19 protein-coding genes are annotated in these 21954 nt (G+C 48.8%); 7 read left to right on the top strand and 12 right to left on the bottom strand.

Translation table 11 applies throughout. The features are described from left to right. Positions 1–33 precede the first annotated feature (33 nt). Genes ACKFKH_RS02060 through menA form a run of 3 tightly spaced genes read right to left on the bottom strand, consistent with a single transcriptional unit; the run spans position 34 to position 3199 of the window. On the bottom strand, positions 34–1389 hold the full coding sequence (locus tag ACKFKH_RS02060; RefSeq protein WP_446856560.1) for a 2-succinylbenzoate--CoA ligase: 1356 nt from the start codon (positions 1387–1389) through the stop codon (positions 34–36). After that, on the bottom strand, positions 1374–2300 hold the full coding sequence (locus tag ACKFKH_RS02055; protein WP_446856559.1) for an o-succinylbenzoate synthase: 927 nt from the start codon (positions 2298–2300) through the stop codon (positions 1374–1376). The genes ACKFKH_RS02060 and ACKFKH_RS02055 overlap by 16 nt, the downstream gene beginning before the upstream one ends. After that, a complete protein-coding gene (gene menA, locus ACKFKH_RS02050) occupies positions 2297–3199 on the bottom strand; it encodes a 2-carboxy-1,4-naphthoquinone phytyltransferase (RefSeq protein ID WP_446856558.1) in 903 nt (300 codons plus the stop codon). Before menA ends, ACKFKH_RS02055 begins: the two co-directional genes overlap by 4 nt. 212 nt (positions 3200–3411) lie before the next feature. Here menA and ACKFKH_RS02045 point away from each other — a divergent pair, with 212 nt between their 5' ends. Further along, positions 3412–4995 (top strand): glucose-6-phosphate isomerase, encoded by a 1584-nt coding sequence (locus ACKFKH_RS02045; RefSeq protein ID WP_446856557.1) that lies wholly within the window; start codon positions 3412–3414, stop codon positions 4993–4995. A gap of 130 nt (positions 4996–5125) precedes the next feature. On the opposite strand, the gene ACKFKH_RS02040 is transcribed toward ACKFKH_RS02045, so the two are convergent. Continuing rightward, on the bottom strand, positions 5126–5941 hold the full coding sequence (locus ACKFKH_RS02040; protein ID WP_446856556.1) for a C39 family peptidase: 816 nt from the start codon (positions 5939–5941) through the stop codon (positions 5126–5128). Between the two features lie 286 nt (positions 5942–6227). Here ACKFKH_RS02040 and ACKFKH_RS02035 point away from each other — a divergent pair, with 286 nt between their 5' ends. Continuing rightward, positions 6228–6650, top strand: a complete 423-nt coding sequence (locus tag ACKFKH_RS02035; RefSeq protein WP_446856555.1) for a hypothetical protein — start codon at positions 6228–6230, stop codon at positions 6648–6650. A 109-nt stretch (positions 6651–6759) separates the two neighbouring features. Here ACKFKH_RS02035 and ACKFKH_RS02030 read toward each other — a convergent pair whose 3' ends face one another. Together ACKFKH_RS02030 and ACKFKH_RS02025 are read right to left on the bottom strand one after the other, a co-directional pair. Next, the gene (locus ACKFKH_RS02030) at positions 6760–7668 is read right to left on the bottom strand and encodes an AAA family ATPase (RefSeq protein WP_446856554.1); all 909 of its coding nucleotides are present in this window, start codon (positions 7666–7668) and stop codon (positions 6760–6762) included. 165 nt (positions 7669–7833) lie between these two features. Next, the gene (locus ACKFKH_RS02025; protein WP_446856553.1) at positions 7834–8751 is read right to left on the bottom strand and encodes a bifunctional riboflavin kinase/FAD synthetase; all 918 of its coding nucleotides are present in this window, start codon (positions 8749–8751) and stop codon (positions 7834–7836) included. 250 nt (positions 8752–9001) lie between these two features. On the opposite strand from ACKFKH_RS02025, the gene ACKFKH_RS02020 reads away from it, so the two are divergent. Beyond that, positions 9002–9928 (top strand): ChaN family lipoprotein, encoded by a 927-nt coding sequence (locus ACKFKH_RS02020; RefSeq protein ID WP_446856552.1) that lies wholly within the window; start codon positions 9002–9004, stop codon positions 9926–9928. On the opposite strand, the gene pgsA is transcribed toward ACKFKH_RS02020, so the two are convergent. The 3 genes from pgsA to ACKFKH_RS02005 all read right to left on the bottom strand — a co-directional run bounded on the left by pgsA (position 9925) and on the right by ACKFKH_RS02005 (position 12893). Then, on the bottom strand, positions 9925–10449 hold the full coding sequence (gene pgsA / locus ACKFKH_RS02015; RefSeq protein ID WP_446856551.1) for a CDP-diacylglycerol--glycerol-3-phosphate 3-phosphatidyltransferase: 525 nt from the start codon (positions 10447–10449) through the stop codon (positions 9925–9927). The genes ACKFKH_RS02020 and pgsA overlap by 4 nt on opposite strands. Before the next feature lie 101 nt (positions 10450–10550). Continuing rightward, positions 10551–11327: a sugar transferase gene (locus tag ACKFKH_RS02010; RefSeq protein WP_446856550.1), complete on the bottom strand. Its 777-nt coding sequence runs from the start codon at positions 11325–11327 to the stop codon at positions 10551–10553. A gap of 270 nt (positions 11328–11597) precedes the next feature. Beyond that, positions 11598–12893, bottom strand: a complete 1296-nt coding sequence (locus ACKFKH_RS02005) for a hypothetical protein (RefSeq protein ID WP_446856549.1) — start codon at positions 12891–12893, stop codon at positions 11598–11600. A gap of 928 nt (positions 12894–13821) precedes the next feature. On the opposite strand from ACKFKH_RS02005, the gene ACKFKH_RS02000 reads away from it, so the two are divergent. Next, complete coding sequence (locus ACKFKH_RS02000) at positions 13822–14523, top strand: Crp/Fnr family transcriptional regulator (RefSeq protein ID WP_446856548.1); 702 nt, start codon at positions 13822–13824, stop codon at positions 14521–14523. A gap of 26 nt (positions 14524–14549) precedes the next feature. Here ACKFKH_RS02000 and ACKFKH_RS01995 read toward each other — a convergent pair whose 3' ends face one another. After that, positions 14550–15317 (bottom strand): MBL fold metallo-hydrolase, encoded by a 768-nt coding sequence (locus ACKFKH_RS01995; protein WP_446856547.1) that lies wholly within the window; start codon positions 15315–15317, stop codon positions 14550–14552. Positions 15318–15536: 219 nt separating this feature from the next. Here ACKFKH_RS01995 and ACKFKH_RS01990 point away from each other — a divergent pair, with 219 nt between their 5' ends. Genes ACKFKH_RS01990 through ACKFKH_RS01980 form a run of 3 tightly spaced genes read left to right on the top strand, consistent with a single transcriptional unit; the run spans position 15537 to position 18771 of the window. Beyond that, a complete protein-coding gene (locus ACKFKH_RS01990) occupies positions 15537–17033 on the top strand; it encodes a site-2 protease family protein (protein WP_446856546.1) in 1497 nt (498 codons plus the stop codon). Positions 17034–17040: 7 nt separating this feature from the next. Continuing rightward, positions 17041–18363 carry an ATP-binding protein gene (locus ACKFKH_RS01985; protein ID WP_446856545.1) on the top strand — a complete coding sequence of 441 codons (1323 nt, stop codon included), beginning with the start codon at positions 17041–17043 and terminating at the stop codon, positions 18361–18363. Beyond that, complete coding sequence (locus ACKFKH_RS01980; RefSeq protein WP_446856544.1) at positions 18364–18771, top strand: acyl-CoA thioesterase; 408 nt, start codon at positions 18364–18366, stop codon at positions 18769–18771. Between the two features lie 245 nt (positions 18772–19016). On the opposite strand, the gene ACKFKH_RS01975 is transcribed toward ACKFKH_RS01980, so the two are convergent. Together ACKFKH_RS01975 and ACKFKH_RS01970 are read right to left on the bottom strand one after the other, a co-directional pair. Continuing rightward, positions 19017–20477 carry an isochorismate synthase gene (locus tag ACKFKH_RS01975; RefSeq protein WP_446856543.1) on the bottom strand — a complete coding sequence of 487 codons (1461 nt, stop codon included), beginning with the start codon at positions 20475–20477 and terminating at the stop codon, positions 19017–19019. A 78-nt stretch (positions 20478–20555) separates the two neighbouring features. After that, entirely contained in the window at positions 20556–21947 is a 1392-nt protein-coding gene (locus ACKFKH_RS01970) for a cytochrome P450 (RefSeq protein WP_446856542.1), read from the bottom strand. Between the last annotated feature and the right edge of the window lie 7 nt (positions 21948–21954).

Raw genomic sequence — 21954 nt, 5'->3', positions numbered from 1 at the left:
GATGAGGGATGAAAGGCGATTTTGCTTGGTGTTTTATTGTTTTGCATTCATCATTTCTTTGAGGTGATCTCTCAAGTGAGCGTGGTTGATTTTGCCTTGGGGGTTGCGGGGGAGGTGAGCGATCGCAATCCAGCGTTTGGGATGCTTGAATTTGCTGAGTTTTTTGGTGAGGGCGATTGCTAGTTTCTCATCAGAAAGGTTGGCGTTTGGCACATAGACGGCGGTGACAATTTGCCCCCATATTTGGTCAGGGATGCCTATCACACAGACATCTTTGACCATTTTTGTGTCTAAAATTGCGGCTTCGACTTCGGCTGGAAAAACGTTTTCGCCTCCAGTGATGATTTTTTGGCTATCGCGGCCGATGATGTGCAGGTTGCCTTGGGAGTCAAAAAATCCCAAATCATCAGGCTGGTATTGTGAATAATTCAATAGCTCAGGATAGTAACCCAACATTAAAGAGGGTGATTGAATGGTGATTTTGCCAATTTCTCCAATGTCTAATACGTCGTTTTTTGGGCTGCGAATGGTGATTTGAGTGTGGGGTAATGGTTTTCCAGAATTGAAGTTTCCGCTTAAAAAAGCTTCTGGTTTCAAAGTGGCAATTTGCGAGGCGGTTTCGGTCATTCCATAAGTGGGAGCGATCGACAAGTGTCGCGATCGAGCTTCTTCTAATAACTCTGGCCAGGCAGGTGCGCCTCCTAACAAAATGGTTCTAAATTGGGATAGCCAGGAGTGTTTTGGTTGATGGAAACTCAGAAGTTTTTGTAGTTGAGTGGGAACGAGAGAAAGGAAGAATTCTTGAGGATTCATTAATGGTTCTGCGTCAGTTCCTAGTGATTTCCAGGGCAGAATGAGCAACTTTCCATTAGACGTGAAAGAGCGCATAAATTGCATCAAACCGCTGACATGATAGAGCGGAAGAACACAAAAAGAATGGACGCGATCGACTTCAAAATATTCTCGAAATCCCTGAACAGATGCCGTCAAAGTTCCCCAGGTATGCATCGCAAATCGAACTTTACCCGACGTGCCGCCTGTGGGAATCATAATTAAGGGTGTGTTGTAAAAGCCTTCTAGCTTCTTTTGTCTCTTTCTATTTGAGACTTCTCCCCAAATCAAATCAGGCTGAACTAATTCAAAAACTTGTTGCCATTCAGATTCTGCCCAGTCAGGATTACAGAGAAAAATTTGGCAATGTGTCGAACAAGCAGCAATAAAGCCAGACAAGAAACGGATGGGATCACGTTCAGCTAACAGAATTGTTTGAGTTTGTGGCGTGATTTCTTGATAGCGTTCTTGAGTTTGTTTGATCAAATTCTGAATGTCATAGCCGATTAACCAATCTTTCTGACTGCGTTCTAAAAGGTAGGTTAGAGGAGTTGCCATAAGCGATCGCTCTCCTCCATCAAGCTATCAAACCAGTAATCTGTTCCATATCCAAAAGCACGATTCTTGACGGAGAGTTCTGCTGCAAGGCTTAATCCAGCTTGTCGTCCGATCGCCGTTTCAAACACTGAAGAAAATACCGCCTCGATCGAGTGTTCTTGACAAAACTGACGAAGGCGAGAAGGTGACCCAGCAATTGCGGGTTTGATGACAAAAATTCCGCGCCAACCTTTTTGATAGCAATCTTTGAGTTGATTAAGTGTGGCAATGGATTCGTCGATCGCTAGAGGCGTACTATATTTCTGGCTCAGTTTTAACATTGCGTCGAATTGATGAATTGAAAGTGGCTGTTCTAAAAATTCGATGTTAGTTGAATCACAAATTTGTAGCCATTTCTCAGCTTCTAAATCGCTCAAACCTCCGTTAGCATCTAGTCTCAAAAGCGCGTCAGATGGTAAGTTTTGAATGAGTTGGTCAAAGAGATCGAGTTCTTCTGAAATCGGTGTAACGCCAATCTTCCACTTGAAAGTTTGATAGCCTTGTTGCCAAAGATTTTGCCAAGATGCCAGGGCTTTTTTTCCGGTGGGAAGCAGGGCAGCCATTGATGATCGCCCCACAGATTTTCTTGACCAATCGCTAACTAAAGACTCAAATCCAAACTGGCAGGCAGGCAGCCGATCGGGAATATTCAAAATCGTCTCTACATCGACTTCACCTGATAGCTGATTACAAAAATCTAAAGCTTGATCGAAACTTTCTGAACCAAACCATTCCAGAGGCGCAATTTCACCAAAGCTGACCTTTTCACCCTCAAGCCGCAAAATAATCCCTTCCCGCACCCGCCACAAGCCATGACTCGTTAACAACGGTTGCCGAAAGGGACGACGGTAGGTGCGAAACTCAAACTTCATCCCGGTAGCACAAAGCCCAAACCCAACATCAAACCTGCCCAAAAGTGAAGCTCGACCGCAATCAATCGACAGAATGTGAGCTTGTGGGGTTGGTCGTGCTGCGATCGGATAAATCGACACAACCTCCGAGCCGCGGGCACACTAGCAAAAATCAGCAGCGTCCAGATTGGAAACAGATGCAACATAACAAACAAAGCGGTCAGCGCGTAGAGACTGCCACAAATCCAGGGCAATAGATCCGCCGATCGCTTCGTACCCAACCGCACTACGGGAGATTTTTTGCCGATCGCGGTGTCATCCTTAACCTGATTGAAGTGTGAACAAAACAAAATCAAACTGGTCGCAATGCCAACAATAATCGACGCTGCAAAATTTGTACTTGACCAAGCTTTTGTCTGACTGTAGTAGGAAGCAGCAAACGCCAGCGGCCCAAACGCAAAGAAGCAGAGAATTTCACCCACGCCTTTGTAGCTGAGACGAAAGGGCGGCCCCTGGTAGATATAACCGATCGCACAGCACAGCAAAATCAGTCCGATTACCGTAAAGTCTTGTTGTTGAGCGGCGATCGACCCAATCCCAAACAAGCCCAACGCCAGACAAAAATTACTGATCCAAAAAATCAGCGCCTTATTGCCCGTCATGTTGACGAGGGAATTTTTCTTATTGACATCAACGCCTGTTTCCGAGTCAAACACGTCATTGCTGAAATTTTCCCAGGCCAGGATCAAAATAGCAGATATTAAAAATGTTAAGAAAATTGAAAGGTTAAACCGGGTGGTTTCAGCGAAAGCAACGGCAGACCCGACCCAAATCGGCATGATCGCCACACTGTACATGGGAGGCTTAATCGCCGCAAACCAGAGCTTTCTGTTGACACGCTCGATCGTCCTGGTTGTCATTAAAAAAACTCCTGTAATTGCCAGAAAGCTTACAAACACTGTGTTTCCCAGTTTCCCATTTGATCCGAAGCAACCGCAGTCTGTTATAGAAACGTTACACGCTTCCTGGCTTCGCTTTACTAACCTTAAATTTCCCCCTTCAGTTTCACGCCCCTTGACGATTGCCTCGATACACTGTTCAGTGGCAGATAACACGCGGGGAGAAGATTTTTATGAATGCTGCTGCACTCTGGCAACGCTATCAAGACTGGCTTTACTATCACAAAGGTCTAGAATTTTATCTTGATGTCAGTCGGATGCGGTTTGATGATGACTTTGTAGATCAGCTAAAACCTAAGTTTGAAAAGGCTTTCAAGGATATGGCTGCCCTAGAAGGGGGCGCGATCGCCAACCCCGACGAAAACCGCATGGTTGGTCACTATTGGCTGCGTGATCCCGATTTGGCACCAACGGACGACCTCAAACAAGACATTGTAGGAACGCTGGAAGACATTGAGGCCTTTGTTGAAAAAGTCCATTCTGGCGAAGTGGCTCCCCCCAATGCTGAGAAATTTACAGATATTTTGTCGATCGGCATCGGCGGTTCTGCGCTGGGGCCCGAATTTGTTGCCGAAGCGCTTTCTCCCGACTTTCCGCCGCTAGACATCCACTTTATTGACAACACTGATCCCGCAGGCATCGATCGCACCGTGGCAAAAATTGGCGATCGGCTCAACAGCACCCTCGTTCTGGTCATCTCCAAATCCGGCGGCACTCCCGAACCTCGTAACGGCATGATCGAAGTGCAACACGCCTTCGCAGCCCATAATCTGGACTTTGGCAAACAGGCGATCGCCATCACAGGCAGAGGCAGCAATCTGGACAAAGTGGCCGAGTCTCAAGGCTGGCTGGCTCGTTTCCCGATGCACGACTGGGTGGGAGGACGCACTTCTGAATTTTCGGCCGTTGGGTTAGTGCCTGCTGCGCTGCAAGGGATTGATATTCGAGCGATGTTGGCTGGGGCAAAAGAAATGGATGCCGCCACTCGTCAACCTCACATCAAAGGCAACCCCGCGGCACTGTTGGCCCTTGCCTGGTACTTTTCTGGCAACGGTAAAGGCGAGAAAGATATGGTAGTGCTGCCCTACAAAGACAGTCTGCTGCTGTTTAGTCGCTACCTTCAGCAATTGGTGATGGAATCGTTGGGTAAAGAAAAAGACCTTGACGGCAACACGGTTTATCAGGGCATCGCCGTTTACGGAAACAAAGGTTCGACCGACCAACATGCCTATGTTCAACAACTGCGCGAAGGTGTGCCCAATTTCTTTCTGACGTTTATCGAAGTGCTGCGCGATCGCTACTCCCAACCCGTCGAAGTCGAACCGGGAGTCACGTCGGGCGATTATCTGTCTGGACTGCTTCAAGGTACTCGTCAGGCGCTCTACGAAAATCATCGCGACTCTGTGACCGTCACCATTCCCGAAGTCACGCCTCACAACGTTGGGGCCTTGATCGCCCTGTACGAACGCGCTGTCGGCTTTTATGGCTTTCTCGTCAACGTCAATGCCTATCACCAACCTGGAGTAGAAGCGGGCAAGAAAGCAGCCGCCGCTATTCTCGATCTCCAGCGCAAAGTAATGGAGGTTTTACAGCAAGAAAAGACTCCCATCCCATTAGGAACTCTAGCAATTAAAGCGAATGCTTCTGATCAGGTCGAAGCGATTTACAAAATCGTCCGTCATCTCGAAGCCAATCACCGCGGGGTCAAAGTAGAAGGTAGTTTAGGTGATCCTGGCAGCCTGACGGTGAGCCTCTAACAGTTTGGGTTATTTTCAACAAAAGCGGAGAAGCTACCTTGAAGTTCAATATTGCAAGATCTTCATTGCCAGATCTTTGAGGTAGCGTCTTTAGTAAAGTCAAAGTTTACTGCGCCTTCAGCAATGATCGTTACGCTTTGGAGAGTCGGTGTAGCCACATAAAATTGGGCCCTTCGGGTGAGCAGACACGCTGAATTAAACCGTAAGAGTAGTGTAAGTTCTCGCCGGACAAGTCTTTGCGGTATCCATACTGTGTCCATTCGCCGTAAGGATCGTTGACAAAGCAGCCCGATCGGTCATATCCCCGCAGCACAATAATGTGACCAAAGCTGGTGAAATAGCCGTGAATAATACAGGGACGACCTTCAGCGATCGCCTTTTGAATGTCAAACATCCGACCTTGCAGCGTCAAGTCATCCCTTAGCCCATAGTCAGCGGCCATTTTTGCTAAGTCTCCGGGGTCGTGACGGCTCAACCCTTTATTATCCATGTAGCGATAAAGCTCATCCTCAAATTGGACGGCGTTCGTCTTGCGAGGAATTTTGAAGTAGCGCATCACCATCGCAAAACAGGTGACATTGCAAGCCCCACCCGGATTCTCTGAGTTGTTTAATTGATTGTGGTAAGGCACTCCCAGAGACTTTGTAGCAGGCAGACGAGCAGGCAGACGAATGGGAAGAGACGGCGTTCGTGCGGTTGAAATGACCTTCCCCTGACTGTTGAGCACTTGGACATGCGGCATAAACACAAACCAGGTATTGCGGGGAGGAACGCCCAAAAAACCATCGACGATCGCGATTTTGAGATGATTTCTGCCGACGGGCTTCCACGAGTGAATGTTCAATACTTTGCCCGCTTCGACAGTGACTTTATCTTGAGGCGGCAGTTTTGAAGAATCGTCTGCGGATTGCTTGAAAAACGTCGTCTGAAGAACTTTGATTCGCATAGAATTTCTCCAATTCCTGATTCTGCTGAGTTTTAGGCTTTTCAATTTTGATTGACGGCGATCGACAGAAAGCTACTCATGCGCGATTGCTCATTCCTGATTTCCCGAACCTAGTGTACCTACCCACACAAAGAGTAGCTTTGCCTCAAGGGAATAACTCTCCGTTAATTCCGATCGAGTTGCCTGCTTTGACTCAAGGTTTTGTAAAGGAGTTCCGTTAATTTACGCAGGGAGATATTTCGGTTGTCCAGCCAAAATAAAGACGCACCAGGGATTCTACTCAAAAATGCGTCTACTTAACTTTTGCTTTACGATCGCTCTCATCACACTCGGAGCCAAATCTTTTGAGTTGCTGCCTGCCAATTCTCAAGGCGAAACTTCTCCCCTCAGTCAGGCGTTTGTCTCAGTTCCCATCCCTAACGAAGCGGTCAAAAAGCCTTATCAAGTGCTGATTTATAGCGCCACTGGCGTACAGACTCAACCATTAGTCGATCGACTTGCTACGCTCAAAATTCCCTATCAACTCACGTCCTCGATTTCTCAAACCCTGGACGCAGACGACCATCAGGGACTCGATCGCTTTCAACAACTCAAGCATGAAAAGCAGCCGATCGTATTCATCAACGGCAAGGCTAAGTCAAATCCACGCGCCGAAGAAGTGGTGACCGAATATCAGAAAATGACGGGTGAATTGCTGATTCAAAAGTGAGTTCGACGTTGATCAAGGACTTCCAGAACTCTTATCTGAAAATTCGCCCCAATTGAGACGTTGGGCAGAAGACCCAAACAACGCGAAAAACCTGCATCGCATCGACTTTCTAGGGAATTGAGACAGACCGAAGCAGGCGATCGACAATTCCTCTGGCTCTGCGTCCCCCCGCCGGAATTAGGCGATGAGCCAACACATGAGGCGCAAGCTCCTTCACATCATCGGGGATTACGTATTCTCTGCCTTCTAAAAACGCTAATGCCTGCGCTCCTTTTTGCAACGCAACCGTTCCTCTAGGACTCACACCCAACGTCACTTCCTCATCCTGACGAGTTGCCCTTACCAGATTGAGAATGTATTGCTGTAGAGAAGTATCAATTTTTACTTGACGACAAAGGCGCTGTAACTCCTGGACTTCTGCTAGTGAAATGCAAGGCTTGAGTTCTTGAATCGTATGCCCTTCTTGAAGGCGCTGTAACATCTGCATTTCTTCCGATTCGGTCGGGTAGCCCAGCGACAGCGACAGCGCAAATCGATCCATCTGCGCCTCTGGTAGCGGAAAGGTGCCTTGATACTCGATCGGGTTCTGAGTCGCGATTACAAAAAACGGACTGGGAACTTTACGAGAATTGCCATCCACCGTCACCTGCTGTTCTTCCATGACTTCGAGAAGGGCAGATTGGGTGCGAGGAGTCGCCCGATTAATTTCATCAGCCAACAAAACGTTCGCAAAAACTGGCCCTGACAGAAACTCAAACTCACCCGATCGCGGATTCCAAATATTCGTGCCTGTCACATCCGTGGGCAACAGATCAGGCGTACACTGCAATCGCTGAAACCGACCGTCGATCGACTTGGCCAAAGACTTGGCCAGCAACGTCTTGCCAACGCCCGGAACGTCTTCTAACAAAGCATGACCGCCTGAGAGTAAGGCAACCAGGACAAGCCGAATCGCCTCAGACTTGCCGACGATCGTTTGGCTCAAATTTTGGGTTAGTTGCTCAATGCGCTCTCTCATGTGCAGGTTTTCGCCCCTAGAAGACTTTCGTTCATCATACTCAGGATGCCCAAAAATGGAGTTAGACGCTGAACTATAGACTTTGGACTCTAGTGTCTGGACTGCCTGCGTTTTCAGTCAAATGTCTCTGGTCAAATGTCTCCGGTCTAATGTCCTTGCCTCAATTTAGGAGACAGGAACGCACATCGTTCTAGCGGTTTCGCAATCGGCTTTAATTTGGGCTTTTAGGTCATCTAGCGAGGCAAACTTTTGCTCAGGGCGAATGAATTGCTCTAGCTCAACGGTGAGTGTCTGCCCATACAGGTCGCCTGACCAATCCAACAAGTGAACTTCGATCGTTTGCTTAGTTCCATTCACAGTTGGACGGTTGCCAATATTCATCACGCCCAGCTTGTGATCGAGACCCACTCCCGAAACCCTCACACTGTAAACACCCTGCTTGGGGATAAATTTTTCGGGGGGCGGCTGCAAATTAGCGGTCGGGAAGTCGATCGTTCGTCCCAACTGCTGACCCTGTACAACTTCGCCAACAAGACTGTAAGCCCGTCCCAACATTCGATTTGCGCCCTGCAAGTTTCCGTTCTCAAGCGCCTCACGAATGGCAGAGCTACTAATCCGCTCTCCGTGAAAAGTCAGCAGCGGCACGATCGTGACATCGATCCCAAACTTAGCCGCAATCGCTTGCAAATCTGCTGCTGTCCCCGATCGCTTGTAGCCAAACCGAAAATCTTGCCCAACGCTCACGCACCTTGCTTGCAGGTGATGGATCAAAATTTCCTCGACAAACTGCTGAGGAGTCAAAGCCGCCAGTTCGCGATTAAACGGCAAGAGAACCAGTTGCTCAACGCCGATCGCGCTCAGTTGCAGGGCTTTTTCAGAATGAGGAGTAAGCAGTTTGCGCGGTTGCCCTGTAAAAAACTCTTTGGGATGGGGCCAAAAACTAACAACTGTAGAGCGAATTTGAGGATCGTTACTAATGACAGGCGAAATTACCTGGTGATGCCCTTGATGAATGCCATCAAAATTGCCCAGGGCAACCACAGTCGGAGTCAGCGCGTTAGTGAGAGAAGAAGTTATCCACACGCTTTACATTTTGACATACATTACTCAGCGATCTGCAAAAGCCCATCTAAGCGAGTTGGCTGAATTTTGTAGTTTTCACGGGCAAACTGTCACTTTAGGAGACAAATTGGGCACAACGAGAGGCGATCGCCCCCATCCCAACTCTTTCAACTTAAGGTAAGCCTCCCACGTTCAGAAAGGCTTTCTAACTTTCGCCGCCTCTTCTCTCAGTCAAATCCTGGCAAAATAGAGTCAGACTGTAGCGTAAAGCATGACAAACCGTTTTCTCTCAAAGTTTCGGACAACTCTCTGGGCATGGTCATTGGGGTTGACTTTGCTGTGGATATTGCCAGCCTATGCTGAGACAACTTCTGTTTCTCTGACTGCCTCCAGGGTGTCGGTATCAAGTCCCAAAAAACAGAGCTATGATCCCCAGGCAGTTCTCACTCAACTGTCCCAGTCTTCAGTCGTCTATCTGGGCGAAACCCACGACAGTCCAGATGATCATCGCGCCCAACTTGAGATTATTCAATTCCTGCACCGATCAAATCCCAAAATCGCCATCGCACTGGAGATGTTTCAACGCCCTTATCAATCGCTGGTCGATCGCTATCTAGCGGGTGAGCTTACAGAAACCCAACTTCAAGAACTCAGCCAATTTCAGAAACGCTGGGGCTTCCCGTGGGAGTACTACGCCCCCATTCTCAGATTTGCCAAAGCGAACCGTTTGCCCGTGATTGCGCTCAACACGCCTTCTGAAGTAACGCGCAAAGTGGCTCGTGGGGGGTTAAAAAGTTTGACGTTGAGCGATCGTCGCTTTATTCCGCCCCTTTCTGAGATTCGCGCCGAGCCAGAGGCTTATCGTCAGAGAATGCGCCAGATTTATGAGCAAATTCATCAAGGTAAAGGAAGCAGCGATCGCTTTGAGTCGTTCTTTTTGGCGCAAATTCTTTGGGATGAAACGATGGCCGATCGCATCAGTCAGTTTCTTAAGGCAACTCCCAAAACTCAGGTGATCGTGCTGGCAGGTCAGGGACACATTCTCTATGGCGACGGGATTCCCAGCCGAGTTGCGAGACGAATGCTCAACAATCCCCAGTTTTCTCAATCACTGGTCTTGCTCAACCCGCCTACTGAATTCACCACCCCACAAGACCGTCCCATTGCTGACTTTTTTTGGAATCAGTCCACTCCTTAGCTCGTCAACTTTTTGGGAAACAAGTAGATTGCGCCTGAAATCCAGGTCAGAGCAACAGATACCCAAAAGGCTCCCAGAGGCAACATCCAATCACTAGGCAAAGGTGCGATGAGAAGGGCGATCGCCACAATTTGACTCACTGTTTTTAGCTTGCCCCACAGATTTGCGCCTTGAATACTGCCCCCTCCCTGCAAACTGGAATCAACGCGCCAGCCTGCGATCGTCAGTTCTCTCGCCAAGATCATAAACACCCCCCAAGCGGGAACTTGCCCCAACTCAACCAGAGACATCAGGGGAGCCAAAACCAGCAGTTTGTCAACCAAGGGATCAAGAAATTTTCCTAAGTCTGTCACTTGGTTAAGCTTTCGAGCCAGGTAGCCGTCGAGCCAGTCTGTCCCGGCTGCCAATAGAAAGATCGCCACCATGATCCAGCGAGTCTCCGAAGTGGGATGGTGCAAGCCGTAGAGCAAAAAAGGAACTCCGAATAGGCGCGAGACGGTGATCCAGGTGGGCAGATTCATAAGATTTGAGCAAAGGGCACTCGTTAAGCATAAAAAAATAGGGCCAATCCGAATAGGATCAACCCTAAAATCCAACAACTTCAGGAGATAAACTCTGGCTTTTAGCAAGCCCCATGCTTATTAAGAACTACCCAGATGGTTTTAAAGATCAGACGCAGGTCATACGCGATCGACCACTTTTTCTGATACTCCAAGTCAAGTTTGACGACATCTTCAAAATCGGTGACATTCGAGCGACCGTTGGCCTGCCATTCTCCTGTGATTCCAGGTTTGACGTTGAGACGTTGCCAGTGGTGCGGCTTGTATTTGCTGACTTCATCCGCTGTCGGGGGACGGGTGCCGACCATGCTCATGTCGCCCTTCAGGACATTCCAAAATTGGGGAAGCTCATCTAGACTGGTACGCCGCAAAAAGGCCCCGATCCGCGTGATTCGAGGGTCGTTCTTGCTTTTGAAGATGTTGCCCTTGGCTTGATTTTGCACCAGATGTTTGCGCTGGTCAGCATCGATCACCATCGAGCGAAACTTCCAGATGCGAAAAGGCTGCCCCTTGACTCCACAGCGAATCTGACTGTAAAAGATTGGGCCGGGATCATCGCGCTGAATGGCGATCGCCACCGGAATAGCCACCACAGCCGTAATCGCCAGACCTACCAGGGCACCTGCAATGTCGATCAGTCGTTTGAGCTTGCTGTTGACAGAGGGGTGAAGGGGTTCGGACTCGATTGAGGCCAACAGGTCTGAAGCAGAAGTATTTGCTTTTTTGGCGCGTTCAAGCAAGGCGGAATAGAGAGATGAAGGAATGTTAGAAGTCGTAATCACAGGTTGCAGCCGATTTTTCTTAAAGGTTGACCTCACCCGACCACTATATTCAGCCACACCCGCCTATCGTTAGGGAATTGAAGGACGTTTGCTTAATCTTTGAACTGCCTTAGACTTTTATGAAGATCTGGTATGTTGTCCGAAATGTAGACCAAATGAGGGTTGTGCGCCAAAGGTTCTGTCGCGTGAGATGGACAGGAGTGGGGCAAATCTAGATCTTGTGCAGCCCTCGATCGCTCAGTCAATGAAAATCCCTGAGACTCTTGTTATATCTGAGCTTCATCAGCTTTTTCATTTGATTCAGCAATTCGTCTGTACTGTTCTGAACTACGATTCTGATTCGGGAGGAGCATCTTCTACAAACAAGTCATCCATCCCCTCCAGATTAAAGACTGAGTTGATTTTGGCAGGCGAATCTGAGGAGGTGCTGCTTTTTATCGGAGGAGCAGTTGGTGAGGAAATTTCACGTGTTTTGTCTAGATTTGAGAGATCCTGACTAAGTTGGTGCAGGGTAGTCGAGTCAAGCGTTAGCTCTAAGTCTGGATTTTCGGAGACTGGTGGTGTGGGCAATAAATTTTCTTCTGGCGTGTAGGTGGCTTCGGCGAGCGATCGCACATCTGAGGCCGCAGAATCGCTCGCAGGCGGACTCACGGACACGACATTCAACGGCTGGCTGGCATCCGCAGATAACTGCTCCAAAAGATCGGTCAGTGCATTGATAGTGTCACGGTGAGGCGGTGTCTCTAGAGGCAGTGGGGCTGGATTAGTAGAAATCGCAGTCTCTTCAGGGGGTAAGGCAGGACTGGCAAAACCTGTGGCTGCTTCGAGGGGTTGTGCAGGGCCGCTGGGAATTTCGGTGCCGGGATAGGGGAGTGAAATGGGAGTAGACGCGACCCCTTGCGGGTATCTCACAGCGATCGACTCGGATCGGACGGGCTTTCCGGGTTGAGGCGCGGCTTCTGAGTTTGTAGATTCTAAGTTTGTAGGCTCTCCTTCCTGGGCATGGAGATAAGAAGACGCTTCTCGTCCCAACTGCTCGGCTAATCGATTGACCAGCGTCGAGAACATGACTTCTCCCTGCTCACCCAAATGATGAAGCTTATCTAGCCCTTGAGCCAGCGAATCCTGGTAAGCATTGATGTCTTGTTGCAGGGATTCAAACACGACTTTTAGCGTAGTGTCTAGCGTTGTGAGCGCCTGATTGGTTTGATCTTGTATTTTCTGGATCTGCTCAACACTTGGCGAGGGAGAAGCTGATTGCTCTGTCTGGTAGCTTTGGCGGTGCGCCTCTAGCCTGCGAATTTCTCGAATCAGGGCATTTCTCTGCTGGGTCAAGGTCGCAACTTCAGACTGCAAAGGGCGAAGTAACCCCAATCGCAGCTCGTTCATTTCTTGCACAACGGATTGCATCACCTGCTGCGCGTCGGCTTGTGAGGAGTCTGAAGTCTGGCTAACAGGGGTCGATCGCTGTTGCATCATCAAATAGATGCGAAGTCTCTGTAAGAGTTGACGCTGTTGAGCCACTTGCCCACTTGCCGCCCAGGGAAGGCGAGAGGCTGCTTTTTGCAGCACCGCATCAATTTCGTGAATGAGCGTCTGAATTTGATCCTTCTGAGAAGTCACGATCGAATCCTTGATGAAGATTTTGCAAAATGGATGAGACCAATTCAACTGATTGATAGGTTGCCCATAAGAGCATACTCTCACCCAGCGTTTATGAAGCGGATACCTCTGACTTAGAAAACAACAAATGGATTGTTTATTCAGGATAGTTTATGGGCTGCGTTGTCGAGGCAGCAGGCAGGTCTTAGTCCAAGTTTCTCAACAGAGCGTAGAAAACTGCAAAGTGGTTAAGGTTGATCAAGTCGTCGCCGACGTAGGAACCGTAAAGGCGATTAAAATCCAATAAAATCTAAGGGCAGCGATCAAGTTTTTCCTAAACCCTGAGCTAAAAAATGACGAACTCCTTTCTTCTTTAAATGCGGGTGGCGCTACAAATTTTTGTCTCAAAAGCTTTCAAGAACTTAAAAATTCGCAGGATCAAGAAAACGACAGATAGAAATATGACCGTCCAAAAGTCTAAGTATTTAAAAAGTTGTAGTCTAAAATAATACCTGTTTGTGAAGCTTGTAATGGAATACTAGTTAATAGATCACCAGATCTTGAATTGGCTCGATCGCTGAGGCTTTACGAAAGGCGATCGTAAGTTCATCAGTTTTATCTAGCATTTGTTAAGCTTTAGGCTATGATGGCGATTGGTTTTGGCGATTAACCAAGTTTGAGGCTTATCAGTTTATAACCTCGACCCTGTTTTGGCCTGCGCCTGTCAAGTGGATTAATACTGAAATCAAAATCCTGAGACTAAAGTATAAATTAACCTGGAAGAAGCCAACAATTTAATTGCAAACTGGGATCGTGCGCTCGTCTTGTGCACGTCATATTACTGAGACTGACGAATAGACTTTGGTCACTAAATTACAGCTCCACTACGTTTTATAAAATTTAATTCTTCACCTCAGATGGCTTAAACCTCCCTCAAAACAAAACCTCAATGGAAGATTGGTATAACCTACGCGACCAGAATTCTAATGTATCGATTCGTTCGGCTCCTTTCTTTGAAGGATTGCCAGAAGCAGTGGTCGAAAAGGCAATTTCTCATGTTGTTACGCGGAGTCATCCGGCCAATCAGGTGATCTTGCTCGAAAACGACTGGGGCAGTTCGGTCTATTTTATTTTGAATGGCTGGGTGAAGATTCGCACCTACAACCTGGATGGCAAAGAGGTTACGCTAAACATTTTGGGCAAAGGAGAACTGTTTGGCGAGATGGCTCCGCTAGATGAAGTGCCCCGATCGACGGATGTGATTACGCTGGCTCCGACGACGATCGGCAACATGCCTGCTCAAGATTTTGTGCAACTGCTTAGTTCAGAACCGCAAGCGGGAATCCGGTTAGCTCAACTGATGGCGCGTCGTCTGCGTCAGGTCAATCGTCGTCTGCGGCTGCGCGAGTCTGATAGCACGTCACGAGTGGCTGACATTCTTTTATTTTTGGCAGATGGGCAGGGCAAACGTGGCCCCAATGGCACCGAAATCCCCAATTTGCCGCATCGAGAACTGAGCAGTCTGAGTGGGCTGGCGCGAGAAACGGTAACGAGAGTCTTGAGCAAACTCGAAAAGAAAGGGCTGATTGTGCGCGATCGCGACACACTTTGCATCCCTGATCCCCATGCTCTAGAACGAATGATGATCTAGCGTTTAGCCAAAGACTTACTAGAAACTTAGAGAAGAGGTTGAGTGGTCAAGCAGGCAGCTAGATCGAGTTGAGCGAGTTTTGTGTAAGCGTCATCGATCGTCTGTTTGCCGCGTAAAAACCCCAGACTGGCACCCGGACAGATAAACCGCAGCGTTTCGGGTGTGAACTGATCCAACAACTTTTGCACGTTGCGGATTTGACGTGGCCAATGAAAGGTTTTAGCTGTTCTCAAGGGCACGGGATGGGCAGAGCGATCGGGCAACAAATGCCGCCCTGTAAACAAGATTCCACCGAATGGACGATAGAGACAAGACGCTCCGGGAGAATGACCAGATGTCCAAATCAGGTGATGAGACGCGACCCCATGCGGGTCACTCGAAGAGATTGTACAGTCCTGGTGAAACGAACTCACCTTCAGATTAGGCAAAAGGTACGCTTCCTGCTCTTGAATCACCACCTCACAGCCCATCTTCTGCTGAATTTCTCGCACTTTTCCCAGTCCGCCTCGATGCGTTATGACCAGCCAGCGCACGCCCATTTTTTGCAGAAACTGCTGATTGGTCTCATCCCAGGCGGGACAGTCCACTAGAATGTTGCCTTCTGGCTCGACGATCAGATAAGCCGTGCCGCCCAAGGTGTCTCGGTTGGGAGGGAATGCAAAAATAGAGTCAGCACCCGGAACATCGTATCCATCCAGAACAAGACGAGGGAGTTTGAGCGTTCCCTTGTGGCTGGTTGAGATAGGCTGAGAGAGTGAGGAGTTTGTCGATCGCTCGGATGGAGTTTGAGTCATTACACGCAGGTAAGCAGAACGAGAGGCGGAGTCATTTAATCTTCGATGATCTTGGCAGATTGAAACCATGACCCGCGAATGCCAATAAAATGTTATGTCTCGGTGCTGCTTTTTTTCGCGCTTCAAGCAAGAATCAACGCTGCGATTGCTCCAAGATTCCTCAAAAAGTCTGAGTTTGCGATCGCCCACCACTGCATCGTCAACCCCAAAATTTAGCGCATGATCTGGCTACTCTTACTCGGACTGATTACCTACTTTATTGTGCAAAGGGTGACTGGCATCACTCGCACTCCCATCTGGGCGCTGTGGTTTGTGGCGATGCTTCCCGCATTCTCGCTGGTCGGGTGGACTTTAGCCTTCCGGGGACAACGGCCCATGCCGCCTGAGTTGGTGATTTTGATGTTTGTGCTGTGTTTGTCGCTCTACCTGTATTTGATTCAGCGCGGACGGATTTCTCCCACTTCGGCGATCGATGCCGTTCCTCAAGGTCAAACGCTGGGCACCGAAACGCCTGCTGATCCCCAAAGTGAGCCGCCCGTCTCGCGACCGATCAACAAGGACGAAGAGAGCAGCCTACAAACCTGTTTTCCCTGGTCGGTGTATTACTTACAAAATCTGGAGTATCGTCCCCAGGCGGTGATTTGTCGGGGACAGTTGCGAACGACTCCTGAAGTGGCTTACCAGACGATTCGAGAAAATGTGGAGTCTAAGTTTGGCGATCGCTTCTACGTGGTTTTTCAAGAGGGCCTGAACGATAAGCCATTTTTTGCGCTGGTGCCCAACCCACAAGCCAGTGGAGAAGAAAAGCAAACACGCAAATCGCTGGCTCGTCCTGGAATTGCGATCGGACTGGCGGTGATGACGCTGTTTACAACGACGCTGGCAGGTTTGCAAATTATTGGCAAAGAGTTGGACACAGATTTGTCTGTTTTGCCTCAAGGGTTGCCTTACGCGATCGCGTTGATGACATTTTTTAGCGTTCGGGCGGCCGGGCATTATCTAACGACTCGTCGCCATCAGATTGCGGCCACGTTGCCTTATTTTATTCCCGTGATTCCTTTGCCGTTGTTGCCTGTGGGCACGGTGGGAGCCTTTATTCAGATTCGATCGCCGATTCCTAGCCGCAAAGCTTTGTTTGATTTTGGTGTGGTGGGAGCGATCGCGGGTTTGGTGATTGCGCTGCCGCTGTTGTTGTGGGGATTGGATCATTCCACTGTTGTAAACTTGCCTCAGCGCCCCGGATTGTTTGACTTTCAGGCGTTAAGTCCTCGGTTTTCTCTATTGCTGGCTGTGTTTAGCAAGCTGGCCTTGGGCGGTGAACTGGTGGCTGAACGAGCAATTCGTCTGCATCCTGTGGCAGTGGCGGGCTGGATTGGACTGATGTTTACGGCGTTTAATCTGATGCCTGTGGGCCAGTTGGATGGTGGGCGAATGGTTCACGCGATGTTTGGGCAACGGACAGGGGCGGCGATCGGGCAAATTTCTCGCTTGTTATTGCTGGCGCTGGCGTTTGCTCAACAGATGGCGTTTTCTCAACAGCACTTGCTGGTTTGGGCGATTTTGCTGTTGTTGCTGCCTGTAACGGATGAGCCTGCTTTGAATGATGTGACGGAGTTGAATAATGCTCGTGACGTGATTGGGCTGATCATTCTGGCGATGTTGCTAATGATTGTTTTACCCGCTCCTAAAGTTGTCCTGGCATGGTTAAATCTCTAGAAACACGATGTCAAAACGGTCTCAGCCCAGTCCAGCCTACGTTTTGTATCGCGATCTGCAATCTTTGCTGATCTATCGAGAGATTTTTGGCGATTCTGTGGGGCAGGCGTTTCTAGAAGTGCTGCAAGCGATCGCCCTCTCCGACTCGCTACACATTCTTAAAGCCTATAGCGGCTGGTTTGCAGCGTTGGCAACTCAAAATCGGGGCTGGCAAGATTATCTGCTCGATCGCCTTCTGACCGCTGACAATCCTTTCTCACGTCAGGTTCAAAAAACGGCTTTAGAAGAGTTGCCTGTTGCCTTGATTCAAGCGGTGAAACGAGACTTGCGATCGCTTCAATCCCTCTACGCTTGCAGGGCTGAGAAAATTTGCGACTGGATCACTCAGCAGGCTGATTCTTCTGAAGGGTTGATCCCCTGGGCGGATCAGTTGCCTGCAAACGCAGAAAGTCCTGCTAAAAAAGCGGCTTCGCAGTTGAGAAATCGGTTAGAAGGGCTGACAGATTGGGCCGATGCGCTGGCAGATTTAGCTCATTATTATCGCCAATTTGGAACGGGGATTTTTGCTGAATATCAGGCGTTTCGCTGGCAGGGTGGGCAGCTAGTGGCGATCGTTCATCCTGATCCCGTCCAGACTGGGGATTTGTTTGGCTATGAGTCTCAGCGTGAGACACTGCTCAAAAATACAGAATTCTTGTTGTCAGGCAATTCGGCGCTGCATGTCTTGCTGTATGGCAGTCGGGGATCAGGGAAATCTTCGTTAGTCAAGTCGCTGCTGCATGAATATGGCGATCGTCATCTGCGGTTGATTGAGGTTGCCAAATCTGAGTTGACGAATCTGCCGATCATTGTGGAACAGCTTCGCGGTCTGCCTCAAAAGTTCATCATTTTTGTGGATGACCTGTCGTTTGAGGAAGATGAAGACGCTTATAAGGCGCTCAAAGTCGTTCTCGAAGGCAATCTCACCGCTCGTCCGCAAAATGTGGTGGTGTATGCCACTTCCAATCGTCGCCATCTGATTCGTGAATTTTTTGGCGATCGTCCTCGTCCCAGAGATGCTGATGAGGTTCACAATTGGGACACGGTGCAGGAAAAACTCTCCTTTAGCGATCGCTTTGGACTCACTCTAACTTTTGAGCCGCCCGACCAAACCACGTATCTCAAGATCATCCATCATTTAGCGAGTCAAGCTGGGATCGCCCTCAGTTCAGAGGATTTAGAATTTCGGGCGTTGCAGTGGGCGACTCGTCACAATGGGCGATCGGGCAGAACGGCGCGTCAGTTTGTTGATTTTTTGCGATCCGATTTGAGCGTTTTTGGGCAGGCTTAGATGTCATTCACTCATGAGAGAATTGTCCGATTTCAAGACACCGATGCGGCGGGAGTCGTCTACTTTGCTAACGTTCTAACTATCTGTCACGAGGCTTACGAAGCGTCTCTAATGGCGGTTGAAATTAACTTAAAGGGATTTTTTAGCGGCTCCAAAACGGCGGTTCCGATCGTTCACGCTGACGTAGATTTTTTTCGTCCGATGTACTGCGGCGATCGCTTGTCGATTCAACTCACGCCTCGCGCAATTAGTGACAGTGAATTTGAGATCTTCTATGAAATTCGCTTAACGAATCAGGAACAATCTACCTGCAAAGCGCACACCCGCCACGTTTGCATTCATTTGGAAAGCCGATCGCGCCACCCGTTACTGTCTGACCTAAATTCCTGGCTAAAGGCTTTTGCGTGACGATCGTTCCAAAACAGGGATTACGCAATGTGCGACTTCTCTAAGTTCCTTTTTGCTTGATTGAGTTCTCCTCTTTAAAGTCAGTTAGATGAGGGGTTCTCGCTTCGTTGTTTGGCGCTTCTGCCCCACCCCCCAATTTTGGGGGACTCTTAGACAAGACTTCCAGTTCAAAGTCTCTCACTCGTGGAGGATTTGGCTTGCTCTCCCGGATTGACTACCGCAGCGAGAATCTCATCGAATCCACGTTAAACTAAGGCCTGTAAGAGTGCCTGGAGCTTGAGTTGGACTTCGGTGAGTTCTTTTTCGGGAGTTGAGCCAGCGACGATTCCGGCACCCGCAAAGAGACGAGCGTGACAGCCATTGAGCAAGGCAGACCGAATGCCAACCGCAAATTCTCCATTGCCCTGGCGATCGACCCAGCCGATCGGAGCCGCATACAGCGATCGCTCAAACTGCTCAAAATGACGAATCTGATCACAGGCAAGCGATCGAGGTGCCCCCGCAACGGCAGGCGTAGGATGAAGCTTTGCAACCACATCTAACAAATGCACACTCGACGGAACATTTGCCTGAATTGGAGTGTGTAAATGCTGAATATTGGGAAGCTGTAAAAGTCGAGCCGACGACCTTTTTGAGTTACCCGCAAGGAGCCGCTTTGAATTATCTGCCAGAGGCTGCCGCGCCTTTAATCCCAGTTGTGACAAATGTTGAGTAATCGAATCAATCACAACTTGGTGTTCGTGCAGTTCTTTAACACTTGATAACAGATCATTGGCTAATCGGACATCCTCACTAGCCGTTTTGCCACGAGGCGCAGAACCCGCCAGCGCATCCGTTTCTAATTGGCGATCGTGAATGCTCACTAATCGTTCTGGACTTGCACCGATAAATGTCTGCCCTTTGCCGCTGCTGGCTGAAAAAATATAGCAGCTTGAATAGAGTTTTCGTAAATTGTTGAGGGAGGCAATCAGATTAAAAGGAATCGGGGAAGTCACATCCAAAGCATGAGCTAAAACAACTTTGTGAAGATGTTTTTTTTGAATTAAATCAAGAACTGAAGAAACAGAATTTTTGAAATGATTGGTGTGAGAAACGTTTTGTTTTTTAAGTAAGTTTTTATGACCGATCGCCAGATCAATCGCCTCATGTCTCACCGATCGAATCACATCAAACCGCCGCCAAACCAAACTCGCCGCAACGTCTGGGTCAAACTGCTGATCGATCACTAAGTTAGCAACAAGAGTTGAACGATCGCCCTGACGACAGACCTGCCAGCGAGGTAAAAAGATCGAAGCAGACGGGAAAAAATCAGTTTCAGAAATGTCGTCAAAGAATGAAAAATTACAGAAAAAATGTGCCCCAGAAAATGGAGCATCTAATTCACCAGTTTGAGTTGTTTTTGACAGCGTATCTTGAATGAATTCTTTAGCTTGAATAAATCGATTTTTCCCTTTCGTTTCTAACTGAATGGCTGCCCCGATAGCCAACACTGCTTCTTGCTGACCCTTCTCAAAATAGAAATGTCGCTGGTTAGATCGAACAATTGATTGTAAAACTGCAAGCGGATCGATTGGATCAATTTCTAAAGAAATGCTGGCAATTTGTAGCGGAGAATTTCTAAAATTAGCGGGTCGAAACGTACGGAGAAATTGAGCGAGATCTTTCTGATTTTGCAAGCGATCGAGACGGTACGGGATAACAGGCATGAGTACGCAAGTATCGAGGTTTGTTTGAAACAGACATTTTGAAATGACAAAAGCTGGAACCTAGTCCCTTAGCTGATTTTAGTAGACTTTGGGAGATGAAGGACGCGACAACTCCGATCTCTTTGGGTCAGGTCGCCGTCCCACGACCTTTAGGCGAAAGTCATCTGGCGGTACAAACGTGATGCCTCGACGAGACGGCTGCACCAGGCGATTTTCATTAGTCTCAAATTGATAATGAGCCAGAACGGTTGCCAAAATCAGCTTCATCTCAAACAGCGACAATGCCATGCCTACACAGCTTCGACTGCCGCCGCCAAATGGGAAAAATTCATAGGGTGAAAACTTTTGCGTCATAAAGCGATCGGGATTAAATTGCCCCGGTTCTACATAAGTCTCGGCTCGACGATGCGCCAGATAAATGCAAGGAACGAGAATGGCCCCCGGTTCAAACGTGTAACCTTCTAGTTCAATCGTCTGCTTGACTTTGCGCGGTTGGGAAATGAGGGCGATCGGATACACCCGCAGCGCTTCTTTACAAACGGCAGTCAGGTAAGGCTGTTGAGAAAGGGCGGTCGGATCGAGGCTTTGATTTTGAATTTCTGGCAGCAGGCGATCGAGTGAGTTCTGACTTCGATGAATCCAATAAAACGCCCACGCCAAACCAGAGGCCGTCGTTTCGTGACCGAGCAGCAAGAGCGTCATTAACTGATCGCGCAATTCTTGAGTGTCCATCGATTCGCCCTGGTCGTCACGGGCAGACATCAACACCGAGAGAATGTCCGATCGCTGGCTGAGATCCTGTGTTCGGCGCTCTTCAATTTCGGCGTAGATCAGAGCATCAATTTGCTGTTGTTGATCTAAAAAGCTGCCCCAGGGACTCCAGCGCCCCAAATTTTGTTGAAGCGGCGGAAAGAAAAACTGAGTCGAATAAAGCGGAGACGTAATCGATTCCAACAATTTGCCCAATAGCTGTCTGAGCCGTTGATAGCGGTCACCTGGCACCATGCCAAAGACGACCTGCAAAATCACCTGAAGCGAAATCTGAGACATTTCCTCCCGCATATTCAGCGATCGTCCGGGTTGCCATTGCTGCATCTGTTCGCTGGCTAGATCGCAGATCAGTTGACCTTGACGATAAAGCTGTTCTCGATGCAAAGCAGGCATTAACAACTGGCGCGATCGCAAGTGACGCTGACCTTCCTGCATAATCAACGAGCGATCGCCCACCAACGGCCGAAACACATGAGTCACTTTGCCCAACTCCAGCGAGTCTGCCAGCGTCGTAAAAATCGCCTGAATCGCATCCGGATGACTAAAAAACACCACAGGCGGCGAATTTACGCCCAACACCCGCAGCGTAAAGGTGTCGCCATACTTCTGAGCGCAGGCTTCGAGAAAATTGATCGGTTGAGCGACGATCGACAAGGTTTGGAGTAGGGAGGGCGATCGCGATCCATCAGGCAGCTTCATTAGACTT

It is taken from the genome of Phormidesmis sp. 146-20 (assembly GCF_052939475.1).
The sequence above is the reverse complement of the archived record's forward strand: the minus strand, read 5'-3'. Positions and strand labels throughout refer to the sequence as shown.

Bases quoted from the DNA above. Each gene is read 5' to 3' on its own strand.
- ACKFKH_RS02060 (WP_446856560.1), bottom strand. From the start codon at position 1,389: ATGGCAACTCCTCTAACCTACCTTTTAGAACGCAGTCAGAAAGATTGG.
- ACKFKH_RS02055 (WP_446856559.1), bottom strand. From the start codon at position 2,300: ATGAAGTTTGAGTTTCGCACCTACCGTCGTCCCTTTCGGCAACCGTTG.
- menA (WP_446856558.1), bottom strand. From the start codon at position 3,199: ATGACAACCAGGACGATCGAGCGTGTCAACAGAAAGCTCTGGTTTGCG.
- ACKFKH_RS02045 (WP_446856557.1), top strand. From the start codon at position 3,412: ATGAATGCTGCTGCACTCTGGCAACGCTATCAAGACTGGCTTTACTAT.
- ACKFKH_RS02040 (WP_446856556.1), bottom strand. From the start codon at position 5,941: ATGCGAATCAAAGTTCTTCAGACGACGTTTTTCAAGCAATCCGCAGAC.
- ACKFKH_RS02035 (WP_446856555.1), top strand. From the start codon at position 6,228: ATGCGTCTACTTAACTTTTGCTTTACGATCGCTCTCATCACACTCGGA.
- ACKFKH_RS02030 (WP_446856554.1), bottom strand. From the start codon at position 7,668: ATGAGAGAGCGCATTGAGCAACTAACCCAAAATTTGAGCCAAACGATC.
- ACKFKH_RS02020 (WP_446856552.1), top strand. From the start codon at position 9,002: ATGACAAACCGTTTTCTCTCAAAGTTTCGGACAACTCTCTGGGCATGG.
- pgsA (WP_446856551.1), bottom strand. From the start codon at position 10,449: ATGAATCTGCCCACCTGGATCACCGTCTCGCGCCTATTCGGAGTTCCT.
- ACKFKH_RS02000 (WP_446856548.1), top strand. From the start codon at position 13,822: ATGGAAGATTGGTATAACCTACGCGACCAGAATTCTAATGTATCGATT.
- ACKFKH_RS01995 (WP_446856547.1), bottom strand. From the start codon at position 15,317: ATGACTCAAACTCCATCCGAGCGATCGACAAACTCCTCACTCTCTCAG.
- ACKFKH_RS01990 (WP_446856546.1), top strand. From the start codon at position 15,537: ATGATCTGGCTACTCTTACTCGGACTGATTACCTACTTTATTGTGCAA.
- ACKFKH_RS01985 (WP_446856545.1), top strand. From the start codon at position 17,041: ATGTCAAAACGGTCTCAGCCCAGTCCAGCCTACGTTTTGTATCGCGAT.
- ACKFKH_RS01980 (WP_446856544.1), top strand. From the start codon at position 18,364: ATGTCATTCACTCATGAGAGAATTGTCCGATTTCAAGACACCGATGCG.
- ACKFKH_RS01975 (WP_446856543.1), bottom strand. From the start codon at position 20,477: ATGCCTGTTATCCCGTACCGTCTCGATCGCTTGCAAAATCAGAAAGAT.
- ACKFKH_RS01970 (WP_446856542.1), bottom strand. From the start codon at position 21,947: ATGAAGCTGCCTGATGGATCGCGATCGCCCTCCCTACTCCAAACCTTG.